At 47.0% G+C, this 19,467-nt stretch carries 13 protein-coding genes and 2 tRNA genes; 1 reads left to right on the top strand and 14 read right to left on the bottom strand.

Annotated features, from left to right (window positions below; translation table 11 throughout):
* Positions 1 to 36: 36 nt before the first annotated feature.
* The 14 genes from pheT to leuB all read right to left on the bottom strand — a co-directional run bounded on the left by pheT (position 37) and on the right by leuB (position 18,046).
* Complete coding sequence (gene pheT, locus ACDJ58_RS07570; protein ID WP_413376836.1) at positions 37 to 2,490, bottom strand: phenylalanine--tRNA ligase subunit beta; 2,454 nt, start codon at positions 2,488 to 2,490, stop codon at positions 37 to 39.
* Between the two features lie 72 nt (positions 2,491 to 2,562).
* A complete protein-coding gene (gene pheS, locus ACDJ58_RS07565; RefSeq protein ID WP_024628331.1) occupies positions 2,563 to 3,597 on the bottom strand; it encodes a phenylalanine--tRNA ligase subunit alpha in 1,035 nt (344 codons plus the stop codon).
* 458 nt (positions 3,598 to 4,055) lie between these two features.
* Entirely contained in the window at positions 4,056 to 5,948 is a 1,893-nt protein-coding gene (abc-f, locus tag ACDJ58_RS07560; protein ID WP_413376833.1) for a ribosomal protection-like ABC-F family protein, read from the bottom strand.
* 483 nt (positions 5,949 to 6,431) lie between these two features.
* Positions 6,432 to 6,502, bottom strand: a tRNA-Gly gene (locus ACDJ58_RS07555).
* An 11-nt stretch (positions 6,503 to 6,513) separates the two neighbouring features.
* Positions 6,514 to 6,587: transfer RNA gene (locus ACDJ58_RS07550), tRNA-Pro, on the bottom strand.
* 142 nt (positions 6,588 to 6,729) lie between these two features.
* On the bottom strand, positions 6,730 to 8,856 hold the full coding sequence (locus ACDJ58_RS07545; RefSeq protein WP_413376831.1) for an EAL domain-containing protein: 2,127 nt from the start codon (positions 8,854 to 8,856) through the stop codon (positions 6,730 to 6,732).
* 404 nt (positions 8,857 to 9,260) lie between these two features.
* Positions 9,261 to 10,217, bottom strand: coding sequence for an aldolase catalytic domain-containing protein (locus tag ACDJ58_RS07540; protein WP_090895136.1), 957 nt, complete (start codon positions 10,215 to 10,217; stop codon positions 9,261 to 9,263).
* Positions 10,218 to 10,300: 83 nt separating this feature from the next.
* The gene (locus tag ACDJ58_RS07535) at positions 10,301 to 11,617 is read right to left on the bottom strand and encodes a DUF4129 domain-containing protein (RefSeq protein ID WP_413376828.1); all 1,317 of its coding nucleotides are present in this window, start codon (positions 11,615 to 11,617) and stop codon (positions 10,301 to 10,303) included.
* Positions 11,614 to 12,729, bottom strand: a complete 1,116-nt coding sequence (locus ACDJ58_RS07530; RefSeq protein WP_413376826.1) for a DUF58 domain-containing protein — start codon at positions 12,727 to 12,729, stop codon at positions 11,614 to 11,616. The genes ACDJ58_RS07535 and ACDJ58_RS07530 overlap by 4 nt, the downstream gene beginning before the upstream one ends.
* Before the next feature lie 3 nt (positions 12,730 to 12,732).
* A complete protein-coding gene (locus tag ACDJ58_RS07525; protein ID WP_413376824.1) occupies positions 12,733 to 13,701 on the bottom strand; it encodes an AAA family ATPase in 969 nt (322 codons plus the stop codon).
* A 126-nt stretch (positions 13,702 to 13,827) separates the two neighbouring features.
* Entirely contained in the window at positions 13,828 to 14,931 is a 1,104-nt protein-coding gene (locus tag ACDJ58_RS07520) for an ATP-binding protein (RefSeq protein ID WP_413376822.1), read from the bottom strand.
* A 442-nt stretch (positions 14,932 to 15,373) separates the two neighbouring features.
* On the bottom strand, positions 15,374 to 15,790 hold the full coding sequence (locus ACDJ58_RS07515; protein WP_024628323.1) for a hypothetical protein: 417 nt from the start codon (positions 15,788 to 15,790) through the stop codon (positions 15,374 to 15,376).
* A gap of 357 nt (positions 15,791 to 16,147) precedes the next feature.
* Positions 16,148 to 16,687 (bottom strand): peroxiredoxin, encoded by a 540-nt coding sequence (locus ACDJ58_RS07510; protein ID WP_024628322.1) that lies wholly within the window; start codon positions 16,685 to 16,687, stop codon positions 16,148 to 16,150.
* 273 nt (positions 16,688 to 16,960) lie between these two features.
* Positions 16,961 to 18,046: a 3-isopropylmalate dehydrogenase gene (leuB, locus tag ACDJ58_RS07505; protein WP_053780430.1), complete on the bottom strand. Its 1,086-nt coding sequence runs from the start codon at positions 18,044 to 18,046 to the stop codon at positions 16,961 to 16,963.
* Positions 18,047 to 18,277: 231 nt separating this feature from the next.
* Here leuB and ACDJ58_RS07500 point away from each other — a divergent pair, with 231 nt between their 5' ends.
* Positions 18,278 to 19,258, top strand: a complete 981-nt coding sequence (locus ACDJ58_RS07500) for an aldo/keto reductase (protein WP_413376819.1) — start codon at positions 18,278 to 18,280, stop codon at positions 19,256 to 19,258.
* Positions 19,259 to 19,467 lie beyond the last annotated feature (209 nt).

Raw genomic sequence — 19,467 nt, 5'->3', positions numbered from 1 at the left:
TCCTGCTAATCTTTGTTCAAAAAATTGACTTATGTTCTATTTACGCAATTCGGCTCCAAATCGCTCCTCCAGACGAGCAACAACACGAGCATGAACCTCGGTAATTTCCTCATCAGTCAAAGTACGTTCGCGGTTGCGATAAACGAGAGCCATCGCTACGCTCTTCTTGTCTTCACCCAACTTGCTGCCTGTGAACACGTCGAATACCTGTACGGTTTGCAACAGTTCGCCAGCAGATTCACGAATCGAACGCAGCATATCCCCAGCTTCGATATCTTCACTCACAACAACTGCGATATCCCGCTCAACTGCCGGGAATCGTGGAAGCTCACGATAACGGATATCCGCATCCGCTTCACTATAGATAGCTTCAAGCCCGATCTCTGCGAGATATACATCGTTCAAATCATATTGCTGTTGCAGTTCAGGATGCAATTGACCCATCGTACCAATCAGTTTGCCCTCTCCGCCATCTTTTGCTTCAAGGTATACCGATGCGGAACGACCAGGGTGGAAGCCTTCTGGACTGTTTGCTACCAGGCGAATGCGCTGCTCCAGGCCCACATAGGCGAACAGGTTCTCAAGTGCACCTTTCAGATCGAAGAAGTCCACTTTCTCAACTCCCACATTCCACTGCTGGGATGCACGATTTCCGGTGAGCAACAAGCTCAGGACCGGAATTTCATGCGGTTGCTTCGTCAGCTTTTCTTCTTCAGTGAAGAATACACTACCTACTTCAAATACAGCCAGTGAATCATGCTTGCGGTTCATGTTATACACCGTTGCATCCAGCATTTGCGGCAAAATACTCTTACGAAGCACGCTGCGATCCTCACTCATTGGCATAGCCAGCTTCACGGCTTTACTGCCTTCTGTCAGAGCAGGGAACAAGGATACTTTATCCGGGTGTATAAATGAATAGCTGATCATTTCCTGCCAGCCACTACCTGCAAACAGGCCACGAATGGTACGGCGCATTGCTTGCGAACGTGTGTAAGTACCCGGTGTTGTTGGTCCTTCGATCAACGTGGTTGGTATATTGTCGTATCCGTACAGACGGGCAATCTCTTCAAACAGATCCACATCAAGTGTAATATCCCCTCTGCGGCTAGGAACTTCAACATCAAGCAGACCCTGCTGCGCATCACCACACGCAAAGTGTAAACGAGCGAAGATGGTTTTCACTTCAAGCAGGGACAACTCGGTTCCCAGATAGCGATTCAGTTTATCCAGCGACAGCTGCACAACATGTTTATCCGCAGCGGCTGTTCCAGCTTCCACGATCCCCTGATGAACTTCGCCTTCCGCATAACGCTGGATCAATTCAACCGCACGGTTCAATGCCGTAATGACAGCAGCCGGATCGACTTCTTTCTCAAAACGCATGCTTGCTTCGGAACGCAGCCCCAGTTGGCGCGACGTTTTCCGAACAGTTCCGCCGTCGAACTTGGCGGATTCCAGCAACAGATTCACTGTGGTTTCCGTTACCTCGGAATTCTCGCCACCCATAACACCCGCGATGGCTACCGGTTTCACGCCATCAGTAATGAGCAGCATATGCGGCTCCAGCTTGCGCTCCTGGCTATCCAACGTCACGATCGTTTCGCCTTCTTTGGCCATTCGCACTTCAATGTGGCCCTTCTCCAGCTTATCTGCATCAAAAGCATGCAGCGGCTGTCCGTATTCCAGCATGACATAGTTCGTGATGTCAACGATATTATTGATCGGACGAATGCCAGCGGCCATCAAACGGTTTTGCATCCACTGCGGGGAAGCTCCGAGCTTGATGCCAGTTACATAGCGGGCTGCATAATGACTGCATTGTTCGCCAGCCGTAATCTCAACCGAGATATGATTCGCAGCCACATCACCGATTTCCACCAACTTTTGAGTTGGATCAGGCAGTTTCACTTCACGACCGAGAATTGCACCTACTTCATAAGCTGCACCCAGCATGCTCAGACAGTCGGAGCGATTCGGTGTCAGGTCCAGTTCAAGAACATGATCGTCGAGACCAAGTACTTGGCTGATTGGTGTGCCAATTTCCGTTTGTGCTGGCAGAACGAGAATGCCTTCCTGTTGGTCCTTCGGCAGCAACTTGTCGTTCATGCCCAGTTCTTTCGCAGAGCAGATCATGCCAAGGGATACAACGCCGCGCAGCTTGGCTTTTTTGATATCGAGTCCACCAGGGAGCTTCGCTCCTACCAGGGCAACGACTACCTTTTGACCGGCATCCACATTTTTCGCACCACATACGATCTGCAGATCTTCTTCCTGTCCGGCATCAATCACACATACATTCAGCTTATCAGCGTCAGGGTGTTTCTCCTTGCTCTTCACGTAACCAACAACCACTTTGTTCACGCCCTGGTTCCGGTTCTCCACTACATCAATCTCAATCCCCGCACGGGTGAATTTCTCTGCCAACTCCTGCGGTACCACGCCTTCCAGCGCGATATAATCAGACAGCCAATCTGTCGATACTCTCATGGACGTTCACTTCCTAATCTATGAATTGGTGTTGCAAATGAAGGGCGTTCGCCCTGTATGCTACTTCGGTAATTACAGTCGTCCGAATTGTTTCAGGAACGCCATATCACTGTTGTAGAAATGACGAATATCATCAATGCCGTATTTCAGCATGGCGATACGCTCTACGCCCATTCCGAATGCAAACCCACTGTATTTCTCCGGATCATAACCGCCCATCTCGAGCACTTTCGGGTGAACCATACCGCCGCCCAAAATCTCAAGCCAACCTGTCTGTTTACATACCCGGCAGCCACTGCCACCACATTGCACACAAGTCACATCCACTTCAGCACTTGGCTCGGTGAACGGGAAGAAGCTTGGACGGAGACGAATTTCAGTGTGTGAACCGAACATTTCGCGTACGAATTGCAGTAAGGTACCTTTCAGGTCACTCATGCGAATGTTCTCGCTAATAACCAAACCTTCAACCTGATTGAACTGGAACGAATGCGTCGCATCGTCATCGTCACGACGGTATACTTTACCCGGACAGATGACTTTAACAGGCACTTCACCTTTCATGCTTTGCATAGTGCGAACTTGAACCGGGGACGTATGCGTACGCATCAACAGGTCTTCTGTTACATAGAAAGAATCCTGCATATCACGCGCCGGGTGGTTCTTCGGCAGATTCAGTGCTTCGAAGTTGTAATAATCCATTTCAACCTCAGGACCTTCCGCTACGCGGTATCCCATACCGATGAAAATATCTTCGATTTCCTGTACCACTTTGGTCAGTGGATGCAGTCCACCTTGACGTCCGCGACGTCCTGGCAGGGTCACATCAATTTTCTCGGATTGCAGACGTTTCGCCGTCTCTTCCTTCTGGAACTGCTCCTGCTTGCTGTCAATGACTTCTTCAATCGCGCCGCGAACATCATTGGCAACCTGACCAATCACCGGACGTTCCTCTGCACTAAGCGCACCCATACCGCGCAAAATCTCGGTCAATGCACCCTTTTTCCCCAAATACTTTACACGCAGATCACTCAGCGTCTGTGGATCGTTCACGCCAGACAGTTGCTCCAGCGCTTCGATCTTTAATGCCTCCAAACGTTCTTTCATGTGTAAATGCCCCCTTTATGTGGTTTAATGCAACAAAAAAAGGCCTTCTCTCCCCTGAAGGGACGAAAAGACCGTGGTACCACCCTTGTTAGACATTCAATGCTGCCCAGCCCTTCCGGCCTGCAACATGTTTGCCTCACTCTATACGGAATAACGACCGTTAACCGTTACCCCCTACTGACTCATGCGATGAATCGCAAGATATGGTTCAGGGAACCGCTCCGGAGTGAATTTCAGCAGCCTTGTTCTACAGAAACGCTCTCAATCTACGGCGCTTCCTCCCTGTCCAGAGGCACTGCTTACTTGTCTCCATCATCACGTTTGCATGTCAGATAAACCTTCAAATTTACTGATGATCGTCCATTATTATATGCAAAATCGCTCGAAATAGCAAGCCGTAAAGCCGCATGATCAAACGTTAAGCCAAAAAGTAAAACGGCATAAGCTTCGTCAATCGATTACTTCTGTTTTCGCAGCTCGTGCAACTGTTTCAAACGACGCTGAATTTCGCGAACCTCCGCAACTTCAGCCGCCCGTTCAATTACATCATCAGGCTTAGTCAACATATCATTGCCCGCACTGTTCATGGGAGATAACAACTCGGATAAACGCATTTCAAGCCGCAGCCGTTCATCATCTGACTCCCGAACCTCAAGGGCGGACTCTCGCAGTTTGATGGATTGCTCCCAATCCTCCACTCCACCTTCATACAGTGTAGCCTTCCCACCGGGTTCTAAATCAAGCAAGCGGCTGGCGAGTACTTTGGTCAACATGCGGTCATGGGATACGAGAACCAGTGCTCCGGATGCCTGCTTCAATATATTCTCCATTACTTCCTGTGTATCAATATCCAGATAATTGGTCGGTTCATCCAGCACCAGCACGTTAGATCCCCCGAAATACAACCGCAGGAATGCAACTCTGCACTTTTCTCCCATACTCAAATCCCCAATACGCTTGAACACATCATCTCTTGAGAATAAAAAGCATCCGAGAATGGTACGTGCAGCACTTTGTGTCATGGATGGAAGACTGAGCAAACTATCCAGAAGTGTCTCACTTTCCGGTAACCCCTCAAGCTCTTGCGAAAAATAACCGATCTTCAGTTGTGGATGTCGTGTCACTTTACCCTGGGATGGTTCCAGCTCTCCAATCATCAATTTGAGCAGTGTCGTCTTGCCTGTGCCATTCGGACCACGTACGGCAAGACGATCTCCACGTTCGACCGCAATCCGGAGATTGTGAAGCAATGTTGGGCTTCCCGGATAACCAAAGCTTACGTCTTCCAATGCAAGGAGCTGGCGGGCAGCCAGCGTGTTCACTTGCAGCTCCATGTTCAATTTTGCAGCTTCGCGGGGTTTATCCACGCGTTCCTTCTCCAGGCGCTCCAGTTGCTTTTGCTTGGCATGGTAGCGGGAAATGTTCTTGTTGGCTTTCGCTTTGTAAAAGCTCTGAGTTATTTTCACTTCCACATCGCTTGCTGAATTATGAGCCTGATGAAACCACTGCTGATAATTGCGGATCGTCTCTTCTAGCGCTTTCCGTTCCAGCTCCTGTTTGCGATAGGTTGCTTCCTGCTCACGCAATTCCCGTTCCTTATGGCCTTTGTAATCAGTGTAGCCCCCCTTATATTTGGTTAGTGCATCCGGGCTAAACTCGATGACACCCGTTGCAACCTCATCAATAAAGGTCCGGTCATGAGAGACAAACAACAATGTTCCGGCATAGGCGGAAAGCCATTCTTCAAGCCAGCGCATGCTCTCTTCATCCAGATGATTCGTCGGTTCATCCAGAATCAGAAATTTGGGTTTACTGACCAATAGTCCTGCGAGACGGGCCTTCGTTTTTTGCCCACCACTCAAAGAATGATACGGCCGAATCCAATGTTCCGACGATAACCCCAGTCGCGTTAGTACCTTCTCTACTTCAGTCTCCCACATATACCCGTTCAATTGCTCATATTGCTCCATCGCTATCGTATAAGCTTCGAGCAGCCGCTGCTCATCTGCGGCTCCACTGTTGCTCATACGTTGTTCTAATTCTTCCAGGTCACGCTTCACCTCGTAGATCCGTCCACTTTCCTGCCGGACGGCATCAAGCACATTCATCTCAGGCTTGATCAAGGAGCGCTGGCGCATGAAACCCCATTCCTGCTGCGGAATGTGGCGTTCGATGCGTCCACCACCATCTTCTTCTCCAAGAATTATGCGTAATAAGGTGGTCTTGCCACAGCCGTTGCGACCCAGAATGGCGAGCCGCTCACCTTCATTTATTTCCAGATTCAATCCTGCGAACAACTCATTCCCGTTCCACTCTTTCGATACTTCATGTAGGCGTACCATTGTCATCATGAGGCCTCATCCTTCCTGCAATTCAAAATAAAAAACCGCTGGCATCAGCCGGCGGTCTGGCAATTCAGGATTGGATAAAGCGTCAAAAAACAAGCATAAGATACCCCACAGTATGAACAAAGAACCCCTAAAAGGGTACACACAAGCCAGAACAGCCTGCCTGTTTCCATACCTGATCCCATAGCTGAATTTGGACACACGAATCCCCTCATTGCTCAGCCGCTTTTTTTGGCTGACTGCGTCATAAACTCTCTGCAGTTACTGGGGTTCAATTCATGTGTTTTACTTCATGGGACGTATGGTTACCTCTCATTCATGTCTAGTATCGATTTCTCCGTTATTGTACCAGATGATGGAGGAAAAGCAAAGGTTTTGAATTCGGAGTCAGTGATATTCTCCATTCAAACATGACTTAGATTAAACTAACTTCTAGAAAAAGAAAAACCCTTGTTTTCACAAGGGTTTCAGGTGTTGCATTAGTTAAGCGGGTGATGGGAATCGAACCCACGCTATTAGCTTGGAAGGCTAAAGTTCTACCATTGAACTACACCCGCGCGAATGACGATCGGGACGACACGATTTGAACATGCGACCCCCTGGTCCCAAACCAGGTGCTCTACCAAGCTGAGCTACGTCCCGTCAAGTTCCGAGGAACATTTACATGAATTTCACAAAATTAATATACCATGATCATCCAACGCTTGCAACTTCTTTTTACCATTTCCCCCCTAACATTTCGAAACAGAACAAGACAGAAGCGTGTCCACGCCCCTGTCTATCCTTACCCCGTGGGTTTATCCACATCTCTCAAAAATTTTTTTTCAAAATCTGCTGCCACAATCGGTTTGCTGAAAAAGTACCCTTGAGCCTCATGACAATGCTGATCACGAAGAAACGAAAGCTGGTCCTCATTTTCAACGCCCTCAGCCGTCACTTTCAACTGTAGGTGATGAGCCATTGAGGTAATGGTCGACACAATTGCCGCGTTATTGCTATCCTCCATCACTTCATTGACAAAGGAACGGTCGATCTTGAGACGGTCAATCGGCAGATCTTTCAAATAATGCAGTGAACTGTACCCGGTGCCAAAATCATCAATACTGATGTGCACACCAATTTCCTTAATTTTGCGCAACTGCTCGAACGCACGATCCTTGTCAAACGTCATGCTCTCCGTAATCTCCAGCTCAAGCCACACAGGTTCCAAGCCTGTCTCCTTGAGAATGCCGCTGATGCTGTCCAGCAGATGGGAATGCCTGAATTGTCTCATGGACAGGTTAACCGATACACAAAGCTTGCGGTAACCCGCTTCTTGCCATCGCTTGTTCTGTGTACAGGCCTCACGCAATACCCATTCTCCAAGTGGCACGATCAGCCCACTCTCCTCAGCAAGAGGAATAAATTCCCCAGGGGATACTGACCCTCTAAGCGGATGCTGCCAACGCACCAAAGCCTCCATACCCACAATCAAACCACTAGCCAGATTAACCTGCGGCTGATACACAAGATAGAATTGCCCACGATCTAGCGCTTTGCGCAAATCATTCTCAAGCTGCAAACGTTCTTGGGCTTTCATCTGCATCGCATGGGCATATCGGTTTAGCTCCACTCCCTGCTCTTTGGCATTATGCAGCGCCGTATCCGCATTCTGGATGATCTCTTCAGGTGAGTCTCCGTCATGCGGGAATATCGCCATACCTATACCCAGCGTGAGATGATATTCGTTCCCATCTACCGTTACAGGTTTTTCGAACAGTTGCAAGATCGATCTTGTCCGCCGCAACGCCGTATCTGTTGTGCAGAAGTCTGTCATTGTCAGCACGAATTCATCTCTTCCCAGTCCGAACACTTCCTCTCCCGGGAGCGAAGAATGCTTCAAACGCTGTCCAACCTGACGAAGTACACGGTTAGCCGCTTGTTGACCCAGTGAATCATTAATCGTTTTGAATCGGTTAATGTTCAATACCAGTACGCCGACAAGCTGCTCCTCCACCATGGCCTCGTCCATCATCACTTTCAGTCGCTGAGAAAGACGACGGCGATTCGGTAGCCCTGTCACATCATCATGATGAGCAATAAAGTTCATTTTCGCTTCAGCCACCTGTTGTTTGAGAAAAGGCGTATCCACCACAGACGAATACAATCCCTTCTGGATGAAGAAATAGCCCAAACAATCGCTTAACAGACCTAGCAACAGATTGAGATCATTAATCTTCGTAGCAGAGACAAAGTAACATTCTCCAAAGAAAAAACAGAGGATTGCACAAAGGATGGTAGGCAGATCACCATCTTTGCCTTTTTTCCATTGAACAAATAACACGACCGCAGTCACGCCATACAGGATTCCGATCAGAAAATGAATTCGGGTAAACATGCCGCCAAGCACATTCCCCTCCAGCAAGGTCGGCAGTACAGCCCATTCCTGAATTGCCACTGTATACAAAACAACAAAAACACCGAGTGTTCCACTGAAGATTAAAAATTTGCGTGGTAACGCAATTTCCCTCTCGTTAACTGCATATATGAACAGCAAACCTGCCGCACAAACAAGAGATCCAAGCGACATCATCTTCAGCGAGAACTCCGACTCCACCATCGCGCCATTTGGCATTTCTTCGGCAAAAGAAACGATGTGAACTAATTCAAACAAACCAATCAATAAAAACAGCGTAGTCATAAGGACCCTTCGGAGGGTCAGTCTTTGAGTCTGAAATAACCAGCTTTGATTATAAATGCCGATACAGGCCGCTGCTGCAGCGAAGCCACCCAAGAGTGTCAAAACCGGGTAACCCGATATGATCAGATCAGAGCTTGCAGAGGAACGAAACCATTGACTTGCGAGGAAACACAATAAGCCGCCTATCGCGACCCAACCTATTTTTCTCTGATCTTGCTGATTAGCCTTCATGCCGTGTTTTCCTTCCCGGGATCACCTATCCTGAAATAACTTTAACGATATAAATCTACATTGTTACAATATTCGACATTTTTATATCTACCAACGTTCAATTCACATGCGAATACATGCTATCTGGTACATAATAACATTTATTTCCGCAGACGTGAACAAAAAAAATGAGCACTCCTAGGAATATTTATTCATAGATATGTAGAAAAACAAGGCAATAAGAACTAAAAAAAACATGAACCCCCCATTGGAGTCCATGTCTTTTTAAATTGCAACTGTATTTTAGACTAATTTTCGCCACATCTGCACCATTCGACTTAAAACGCTAAAGCGCTAAAGTCATAGACGCATTAGATCCCTTCTCTTGATGACTGGAAGTCAATTTCAAGAATTATGCAACAAGCTTATTTGTCAAAATTCACTTCTGGTGTTGTCAATTTATCATAGAAATCAACAACCTTATCTTTGTCTTCCGACGAACGCAGTGCCATCGCCGAGCGAGGATGCTCGTCCAATGTACCTGTAATCATATAAGGCAAAATGTAACCCCATTCTTCTTTTTCACGGAGAGGGACCATCAATTGCTCCAATACACCGAGTACTGGACGAAGATTGTATTTCGTGCCTTTCAAATGAGCAACAAGCAGTTCAGTCGGACAGTTCCCTGCAGCACGTCCCATACCGTATACGGAGGCATCCAGCAGTTCAACGCCAAGCTCAGCTGCTACCAACGAGTTCGAGAACGCCAGTTGCATGTTATTGTGTGTGTGAACGCCAAGACGTTTGTTCGGCAGATGAGTTTTGAACTTCTCCACCAGATATTTCACATCGTTATGATCCAGGCTTCCATAGGAGTCTACTATGTATACAACATCCACAGCACTTTCCTTGATCAGTTCAAATGCTTCCAGCAATTCATTTTCCATAACATTAGACAATGCCATAATGTTCAGCGTTGTTTCATATCCACGATCGTGGAATGTTTGAACCAGAGCAAGTGCCTTGTCTACATCTTTGCTGTAGCAAGCTACACGGATCAGATCCAGCATGCTTTCGCTGCGTGGCAGAATGTCATTCTCGTCCACACGTCCAACGTCAACGAGTGCAGACAGTTTGGTGTTACCTTTTTGCGGAATAACTTTGCGCAGGAAATCATCATTCAGAAAACGCCATGGTCCTGCTTCTTCTGCACCTTTCAAGAGCTTAGGTGAGTTTTTGTATCCAATTTCCATATAATCAACGCCGGCTTCATTCAATCCAGCATAGAGCTGTTGAACAAAGTCCACGCTAAAGTCCCAGTTATTTACCAATCCGCCATCACGGATTGTACAATCTACTATTTTGCAATGATTTGTCTTCATTAATGTCTGCTCCTTTTCTGACCAACTTGTGTATTCCTCTCATGATACTTGAACGTAACAAGAAAAGTAAAGGGATTCCCGACTTATTTACTTCGATAAGATTTCCATATCCGATCAATCTCACTCATCTCGGAATCGTCTGGAGATTTCTTCCCATAGCGCACAGCGTTATAGGTATCTGGTAGCATTGCAGAGAGCTTCTGGTCATCTTCTCTGGCTCCATGCTGAACAATCGTCTCCGCAGCCTCCAGTGGCGTATGTGCACCCTGTATATGCACGCCCCGGTGTGCAGCTCTGTCGATCCACTTTCGATAATAAAATCGAACACGTTCAGCTTCCTGTGAAGGCAGCGACTCCTTCTTGCTGAACCAGGATTTGCGCGTTTTTGCAGGCGCCTCTAACGTTTCGCTAATGTCCACATACTCCGTCCGGGGTTCTACCTTCTTCTGACCGGGCTGCATCAGCCCTTTGAAACGCTCCATAAGTTTGTTTATCGCCTTCTGCCCCAAACGCAGGATAAGCCACAAGATCACAACTGCGACAGCCCCCATGACTACCCAACCCAGGATATCCCAGAAAATAGAGGGTTCCCCTGCTGGTTCCATCCCTTCAGGTATCATTGGCGGTTCATTTGGAGCTGTAGGCGTAATAGGAGGTTCCTGATTGGAACTCGAGCCTATTAAACCTCTGATCCAAGCAAGCAGACGGTCACGCAATGGTCCTAGCCAGGCAACAAGACTGGGAAAAGCACCAATTCCAGCGATTACAATCAGCATCCATAACAGACGCTGGTGATTCGCCCGGGCAAACTCACGTAACACGATCCTTTTTGAGCCATCATTTAATATCGCACGATCCAGCTGCACACTGTACTGGCCTACTAGCCAGCCAACAAAACCGATTACTCCCGCTGCATATATGGTTCCGGTGTAAGCAAGAAGAGGTTGCATAAATTCAATTCCATTGGCCGCCCCACTAAGCACAATTGCACTGACTACACCCCAAATCTGCAAGCGCCAAATCAAAATCGAACGGAAGACAGGTTGAAAATTCAACCCAATATAGGCTGAAATAACACCCCATACCACTGCCGTCAGCAACTCAGGTAAAGGAAATGCCCGTACTAGTGCGATAACCAATGAGACCAACAGTCCCATTAGCAATGCTGCACCCCATCGAATAAACGTGTTTTTTTCGCTGATGGTTGGTAACCTGTGCTGTACCCACTGACCTAACCAGCCAGCAATAACAAAGATAGCCATTAATGTGTATGGCAAATGTCCCGTTGCATAAAGGGAAGTCAGCGTTAAAAGCGGATAGAAATATACCCCAATCAACAGAACGGCTGATATGGATAAAAGTAGTTTTTCTTTGATGCTGTTGCTGTTGGACTCATTCATGCACTCACCGCCTTGGAATCGCTTTTCCCGCCTTCTACTGGGAGTATGGTCACACGGTGGCCTTGCTCATGCAAACGCGCAATTTCATGTTCCATAGCTGGAGATACATAGGACGTAATTAAGAGATAACTGCGAACCTGCTGAGCCTCTTCATTCCGTATTACTTCATCACTCAGGAACTGCTCCATGGGAACCATGCATTTCAGCTCCGTCTCTGCCATAGCTTCCAGTAACATTTCCAGATGAGGACTGCCGTAATCCGGCTCAATCCGCAATGGATCGCGCCCTCCACTCACACGATAGCCATTATGAGCAAACCCTGCGGGTAATCCTCTTCCAATCGCATCTACCGCTGCTGTTGCCGCATAACGAAGTGCCCGTTCGATCATCTCCGGGCGGGTAACGACACTCCACATATCTGCTGACTCCTGAATGTTAACCACAATCCAGGATTGAGGGTCCGCAGTCCATCCCTGCTTATAAACCTGCAATTCTCCTGTGCGTGCACTCGCTTTCCAATGAATACGGTTCATCGGATCACCCGCACCATACGGTCGTACCCCGAGAATCAGAAAAGGATCTTCAACAATCCAACGGGATACCTCAACCTCACCCTGCCATACCTGATAGATCGCAGGCAGATCCTCCGCATGAACAAGTGAAGGATATACAACCATCGACAGATGAACGGGAATTGGCTTCGAAGTACGCCAGAGGCCAAATAGATCCCCTCCGGTCATAGTTACAGTGTTTAACGTGTAGATCCCACGTCTGCTGCATACAAAAGGATGCTTGCGCGTAATACGGGTAAACGGTTTCAAAGTAAAGATACTTTTATGATTCTGATAAATATCTCCCTGACTGATATCCATGCCCGAGCCGGAACGGAATACAAATGAAACTGGCATCATAGCTTCAAGTCTGAGCCATGGAACCGATATTCGTTTTTCATTCGCAATCGTCTCAACCATCTCCAGCTCATCCCCGGCGTAACAACGCATTTTGCTGAATTGTCTGGTGTACTTCAGCTTGCGTAAAGCCGGACGGCCGAACCATATGCCGTGTACTCCAATAACAATGCCTCCGACAATGACTAGCCATAGTAATGCCATATGTTATCGCCCGCTGCCTGTAGCAAGATTCTCCGTCGGCACTTCAGTCTGGCTCAGAAGTTCCTGAATAATACGCTCCGCCAAGCCATCTTGTTGCCTCACCCGGTTGCGGAATACAAGTCGATGGGCTAGCACGGGCTCCGCCAATATTTTAATATCATCAGGGAGAACGAAGTCTCTGCCATGTAAAGCAGCCCAGGCCTGACTTGCCTTGAGCAACGCCTGAGCTCCTCGTGGACTTACGCCCAGTGAAAGCTCGGGATGTTGCCTAGTCGCTTCTGTCAGACGGATAATATATCGCAATAGATCTTCGTCGATTTGGACCGATGTATAAGTGCTCTGTGCCTCAAGCAGCTGCTCGCGACTAATGATAGCGGACAGATCGGCAACAGAACGGCTCGCTACCGTACGTCTCAGAATTTCCACACTTTCTTCACTGCTTGGATAGCCCATTCGGATCTTCATCATGAAACGATCCATCTGTGCCTCCGGTAACGGAAAAGTTCCCTGGTTATCTACTGGGTTTTGTGTGGCAATGACGATAAACGGTCGTTCCAGCTGTCTGGTCGAACCATCAATACTAATCTGCCGTTCCTCCATACACTCCAGCAAACTGGACTGGGTACGTGGTGTAGCCCGGTTAATCTCATCTGCCAGCACCAAGTTGGCAAACAGGGGGCCAGGTCTGAATTCAAAGTCACCTTCTTTTTGGTTGAAAAAATGAATACCCGTCAAATCAGATGGCAACAGATCCGGTGTAAATTGAATACGCTGGAAGATACAATCCAGTGAAGATGCTACTGATTTTGCCAACAAGGTTTTTCCCGTACCGGGCACGTCCTCCAGTAGGACATGTCCTGAAGCAATGATGGCTGTCATCACAAGCTCAATCGTATGGTCTTTTCCCACAATGATCTTTCCTACATGGTCCATTAGCTGTTTGTTCATTTGTTCCATTCCCTGGATATTCATAATTGGTTCTACCTCCCGTAAATTGAGCTATGTATTCGCATTCATTCTAACTATAACCCTAATCGTCCCAACAAAAAACAACAGGAACCGGCGATTAGCCAATTCCTGTTCGCAGTGATCTTGTCTTTACACCAATGGAAGCATGATGATGAATCGGGTGCCTTCCCCTTTTTTGCTATCCACAGAGATGGTGCCTCCGTGATTCTTGATAATGCGGTAACTCACGGAAAGTCCCAGCCCTGTTCCGCTCTCCTTAGTGGTGAAAAACGGGTCAAACAGGCGGACAAGGGTGTTGTGGTCCATCCCCTGTCCATTATCAGCAATGGAGATCTGCACATACTTGTTCTCGGTTCCCGTGGAGATCTGAATCAAGCCAGTGTGCTCTTCGCCCACATCCTCGATAGCATCCATTGCGTTTTTAACCATATTCAAAATTACCTGCTTAATCTGTTTGACATCAATGGACACATTTAACGGGACTTCTGCTTCATCCAGGGTTATCTCGCACCCCTTCATTAATCCTTCGCTTTCGGTCAGCAAGACCACCTCTTTGAGCAAAGAGTCAACAGACATAATGGTCTTCTGAGGAGCTGACGGTTTGGAGGAATTCAGAAATTCGTAGATAATGTCATTCGCCCTGTCAATCTCCGTTAGAATGATTCGAGCGTACTCGTCTTTCCCCAATTGCAACAAATGAGGACGAAGCAACTGGATAAATCCGCGGATAGCCGTCAAAGGATTGCGAATCTCATGGGCAATAGATGCCGAAATCCGCCCCAACATTGCAAGTTTGTCATTTTGATAAGCGGTCTGCTCAATTTGTTTATAATCGGAAACATCCTTCACACTGAAGAGGAAGTCCCCATCCATCTGATCCCCGTACGTTACTGTAACCAGCCAATGCCTGCCATACTCGTCAATCAATTCATGATAGCGCTTACGATGAAAGATAGTTTCCCGATAGATGCGTAAAATTTTCTTTTTCTTGAATCGGCTCATCTGTGGATGATGCAACATTTGCATCAGGGTGCAGCCGCTCAATAGACTCCTAGGAAGCTCCAACAATTTTGCCATCTGAACGTTAATAAACGTCAATACACCGTTACTGTCAAACAACATTATACCGCTATCCAGATGTTCCAGGACATTCTCATACTTGTTGTTATCCAGATGTACAGGCGGGAATCCATTCGTTGGTCGAGGCACTGTATCCTGAAATTCACTAATCATGTCAGGTTCCTCCTTTTCACGTAAATGATAAACTTGCCATTCGGACATCATATCATCACAGAAACAGGAAGGGCCGATTTTATTTTTCATTACCGGTGCCCTTTCATTAGGGGGCAGAGCCGAAAATATGGATGGCATGTCCGGAACCCAAGCTGGTCTATTCCGGGTAACCAAGAGTCGATCCGGAAAACATTATACGTCTGTTCCATTCTAACCTTCTCCTATTCCCAAACACGAACATTTTTGCTCCGCCTCTTTTGCAAGTCTGTTTTTATCATAGACAAGTTTATAGAAGGGAGTCAATCGGAGAAAGTGTCGAATGGAAATTATTTTAAGAAAAACCGTGAATTAGTTTCTATATACAACAAAAACGAAGCTTTTTCGCTCGATTAGCGAATAAGCCTCGTTCGTATAGTTTAAATTTTAAATAATTAAATTCAATCTATAGTCCACTCTTGTTATGCTGAATTTTGAGTCTGCGCTGACTCATGACGGCTAAGCGACGCTTGAGTTCGCTTTCCCACTTCTCATCCTTCATTTCCTTGGCAAGACGAAGTAGATCCAGAGACATGTCGATCTGACGCTGCACAATGACCATAGCATCCTCGCTTTCACGATTCACGCAATTTTCAAAAATCGCATCTTCATCTTCTGTCACGTAATCTTGAAAATCAATCTCCGACGCACCATCTCCATGCGCATATTCAGCCAAAATTTCATATTCATTTTCCACTTTATAATGCACTTCTACCCGGTGACACACCGGACAAAACAGCAGGGGAACATTATGAACCTGGGTGCGGTAATGCTTCAGCGTGCCCTTTGTTCCCACCATACTTGCCCCACAACAGTAACTCATTTTTGTTCACCCTCCTTATAACGTGCCGAGACTTTTTAATGGATAGCAGTCCCGTACACTTCAAGCACTTCCGAAAAAGGAATAGTTCCATCAGTGTATCACATTCATGTACAAATTATAAATGCAGAGCACCGGAATATTTACCGGGTTTCCATACCCTATTCGCCTTGAGGCCCTTCGATTCCTCTTTCCAGAGATAAAATGAAGGCTTTCTTCTATTACATCATTACCACGTTTACGTCCCTGTTTAAACACTTTTCTTCCTTTAGGGCTTACATTCTAGCAAAAGGGTGCAAAAAGCCCTCAATCCCATGAGGGATGAGGGCTTGAACCATAAACGTTCAAGTTCAATCAGGCTTACAGGTTGTTGTCGCCTGGTTTCCAGTTCATTGCACACAATCCACCGGATTGCAGAGCTTGCAGTACACGAAGTGTTTCTTCAACACTACGGCCTACATCATTGTGGTTAACTACTTGGTATTTCAATTCGCCTTCTGGATCGATGATGAACAAGCCGCGCAGTGCAACGCCTTCTTCTTCGATCAGAATGCCATAATCTTTAGCAACTTGTTTCGTGATGTCAGAAGCCAATGGGAAGTTCAATTGACCAAGACCATTGCTGTCTTTAGGTGTGTTGATCCAAGCTTTGTGGCTGTGTACGGAGTCAACGCTCACGCCAAGAACTTCAGTATCCAAAGCTTTGAATTGCTCAGCAGCATCACTCAAAGCTGTAATTTCAGTTGGGCACACAAAAGTGAAATCCAAAGGATAAAAGAAAAATACGAGCCATTTGCCACGATAATCGGACAGTTTTACGGAACCAAAGTCTTGTCCATCTCCCGATACTGTTTCCATTGCAAAATCCGGTGCGGGTCTACCAACCAAACGTTCTGCCATAACTAACAATTCCTCCTTTGGGATTATGTAAGCACTCTAGTTGAATGCTCATCATCAAGAAAAACGAGAACTCTTTTCCTGTAATTAAAATGGGTTTGTTACTTGATAACAAGTACAAGTAAAATGTTATCATCCGGACTTCTCAAAGTCAAGATTATAATCGTTGTTTTATTATAATAATTATAAATAAGGATTTTTCGTGGCAAAAATCATAAAGGAACAGCCCTCTGCAATTCCGGATCGGAGCAAAGGGCTGTACTGTTGTTACTATTATTAAGCCTGTTTCTGAATTGCCGCGACGATCAGATCGCCCATTTCTGTCGTGCTGATCGCTTTACTCTTGTCTACAGCGATGTCGCTTGTACGATGTCCCGCATTCAGCACATCAGACACAGCTGCTTCAATTGCGTCAGCACCTTCGGCATAACCAAAGGTTGTACGGAACATCAATGCCAGCGAAAGGATCGTTGCGATCGGGTTTGCCAGTCCTTGACCTGCGATATCCGGCGCTGAACCGTGTACTGGCTCATACAGACCAAAGCTACCTTCACCCAGCGATGCAGATGCCAGCATGCCGATCGAACCTGTCAGCATCGCTGCTTCATCACTAAGGATATCTCCGAACATATTTTCAGTCACGATAACGTCAAAGCTGGATGGACGACGCAGCAACTGCATTGCGCAGTTGTCTACAAGCACATGTTCCACTTCAACATCCGGATATTCCGGTGCTACACGGTTAACAACTTCTCTCCAAAGACGGGAAGTTTCCAGCACGTTGGCTTTATCTACTGAAGCCAGTCTTTTGCTACGTCCTTGGGCAATTTCAAACGCCTGACGAACGATGCGCTCCACTTCGGTTACATTATATACGCATGTATCCACTGCTTCTTCACCTTGTGCACCTTCACGTCTGAACTTTTCACCAAAGTAGATTCCACCGGTCAACTCACGCACGACCATCAGATCCGTACCTTCCAGCACTTCCGGTTTCAAGGTGGAAGCATCCTTCAAGCAATCAAATACCACTGCCGGACGCAGGTTCGAGAACAATCCGAGCGCTTTGCGAATGCCAAGCAAGCCTGTTTCCGGACGCAATTCCTTGCTGTTGTTGTCCCATTTTGGACCACCAACGGCTCCGAGCAACACAGCATCTGCGCTCTTACATACTGTCAGTGTTTCTTCAGGAAGCGGTGTACCTTTCTCATCAATGGCGATTCCACCAAACAACGCATGCTCTGTCTCAAAACGGTATCCGAACACTTCCTCCGTACGTTTGAGAACTTTCTCTGCCTCCGCTACGACTTCAGGACCGATTCCGTCACCTGCGATAACTGCAATTTTTTTTACGTCTGCCATGGGTTGTCCACTCCTTATATCCATTCATTCGGTTATTCACTTCAATGATTAACGTGTCATTTTTAACTCTCTCTTTTGTATCATATTCGGAGGTCATTTGACCAAGATATACAATCTATGACTTTAATAGTTTTTACCTATAAGCGGTTTAAGATTGGTTGTTCTGTACCTCTGACTGAGTTAAAATAAAGCCTGAAGACAAATTCAGGTAACTCAGGAGGGATTGCAATCATGCAATACACGTACTTGGGAAAATCAGGTCTTAAAGTCAGCCGGATCTGTCTCGGCACGATGAACTTTGGTCCTGCCACAGACGAAAAAGAGGCATTCCGTATCATGGATGCGGCACTCGATGCTGGTGTGAACTTTTTTGATACCGCTAACATTTACGGATGGGGCGAAAATTCGGGTCTCACCGAGGAGATCATTGGGCGCTGGTTTAAACAGGGCGGCGGTAGACGTGAAAAAGTCGTTCTTGCGACCAAAGTCTATGGCTCCATGCACGACGATACAGACGGTCCAAACAACGATGCAGGTCTCTCTGCTTACAAAATCAGACGGCATCTGGAAGGTTCACTCCGCCGCTTGCAAACCGATCATGTTGAACTGTATCAGATGCACCATGTTGATCCCGCCATCTCGTGGGACGAGCTGTGGGGCGCGTTCGAGAATGCTGTCCATCAGGGCAAAATTGGTTACGTAGGTTCGAGCAACTTTGCTGGTTGGCAGATTGCCGTTGCACAAAGTGAAGCTAAAAATCGCCATTTCCTCGGTCTTGTATCCGAGCAGCATAAATACAGTCTTAACTGCCGTTTGCCTGAGTTGGAAGTATTACCCGCAGCGAAAGAACTGGGTCTTGGCGTTATCCCATGGAGTCCGCTGGACGGTGGGTTACTCGGACGTAATGCGCTCCAGAAGCTGGAAGGTACACGCAGTGGTGGCATTGCTGAACGGATTGAGTCCCATCAAACTCAGCTGGAACAATTCGCAGCACTTTGTCGCGAACTCGGCGAACCGCAGGATACTATAGCTTTGGCCTGGGTTGCCGCCAATCCGGCAGTTACCGCACCCATTATTGGGCCACGTACACTGGAGCAGTTTGAAACTGCGCTCAAATGTTTGGATGTACCTTTGGATGAAACGGTCCTCAAACGTTTGGATGAAATCTTCCCCGGTCCGGGAGGACAAGCTCCAAACGCTTATGCTTGGTAAAAGCTTATCGGCTTAACTGGGTACGTCATTTCAAGGAAAACGCTCTAAATAATAATGCAATTATCCTATAAGTAACAACAAAAAAGTCTGACCTTCAAATTTTGAGGGTCAGACTTTTTATGTACCTCACTGAACTACAATACTTAGGGCTGGGAACTCCATCTCAGCTTCTCCAGCCAGACGAATTCCAGTCCAATGAAGAGCTTTGC

The organism is Paenibacillus taichungensis (assembly GCF_047302525.1).
GTDB lineage: Bacteria > Bacillota > Bacilli > Paenibacillales > Paenibacillaceae > Paenibacillus > Paenibacillus taichungensis_B.
This window is presented reverse-complemented; position numbering and strand designations above follow the sequence as displayed.

Coding starts and splice junctions, on each gene's coding strand:
- ACDJ58_RS07535 (WP_413376828.1), bottom strand. CDS start 11,617: ATGAATGAGTCCAACAGCAACAGCATCAAAGAAAAACTACTTTTATCC.
- ACDJ58_RS07520 (WP_413376822.1), bottom strand. CDS start 14,931: ATGATTAGTGAATTTCAGGATACAGTGCCTCGACCAACGAATGGATTC.
- pheT (WP_413376836.1), bottom strand. CDS start 2,490: ATGAGAGTATCGACAGATTGGCTGTCTGATTATATCGCGCTGGAAGGC.
- ACDJ58_RS07545 (WP_413376831.1), bottom strand. CDS start 8,856: ATGAAGGCTAATCAGCAAGATCAGAGAAAAATAGGTTGGGTCGCGATA.
- pheS (WP_024628331.1), bottom strand. CDS start 3,597: ATGAAAGAACGTTTGGAGGCATTAAAGATCGAAGCGCTGGAGCAACTG.
- ACDJ58_RS07500 (WP_413376819.1), top strand. CDS start 18,278: ATGCAATACACGTACTTGGGAAAATCAGGTCTTAAAGTCAGCCGGATC.
- ACDJ58_RS07540 (WP_090895136.1), bottom strand. CDS start 10,217: ATGAAGACAAATCATTGCAAAATAGTAGATTGTACAATCCGTGATGGC.
- ACDJ58_RS07525 (WP_413376824.1), bottom strand. CDS start 13,701: ATGAATATCCAGGGAATGGAACAAATGAACAAACAGCTAATGGACCAT.
- ACDJ58_RS07510 (WP_024628322.1), bottom strand. CDS start 16,687: ATGGCAGAACGTTTGGTTGGTAGACCCGCACCGGATTTTGCAATGGAA.
- ACDJ58_RS07515 (WP_024628323.1), bottom strand. CDS start 15,790: ATGAGTTACTGTTGTGGGGCAAGTATGGTGGGAACAAAGGGCACGCTG.
- leuB (WP_053780430.1), bottom strand. CDS start 18,046: ATGGCAGACGTAAAAAAAATTGCAGTTATCGCAGGTGACGGAATCGGT.
- ACDJ58_RS07530 (WP_413376826.1), bottom strand. CDS start 12,729: ATGGCATTACTATGGCTAGTCATTGTCGGAGGCATTGTTATTGGAGTA.
- abc-f (WP_413376833.1), bottom strand. CDS start 5,948: ATGATGACAATGGTACGCCTACATGAAGTATCGAAAGAGTGGAACGGG.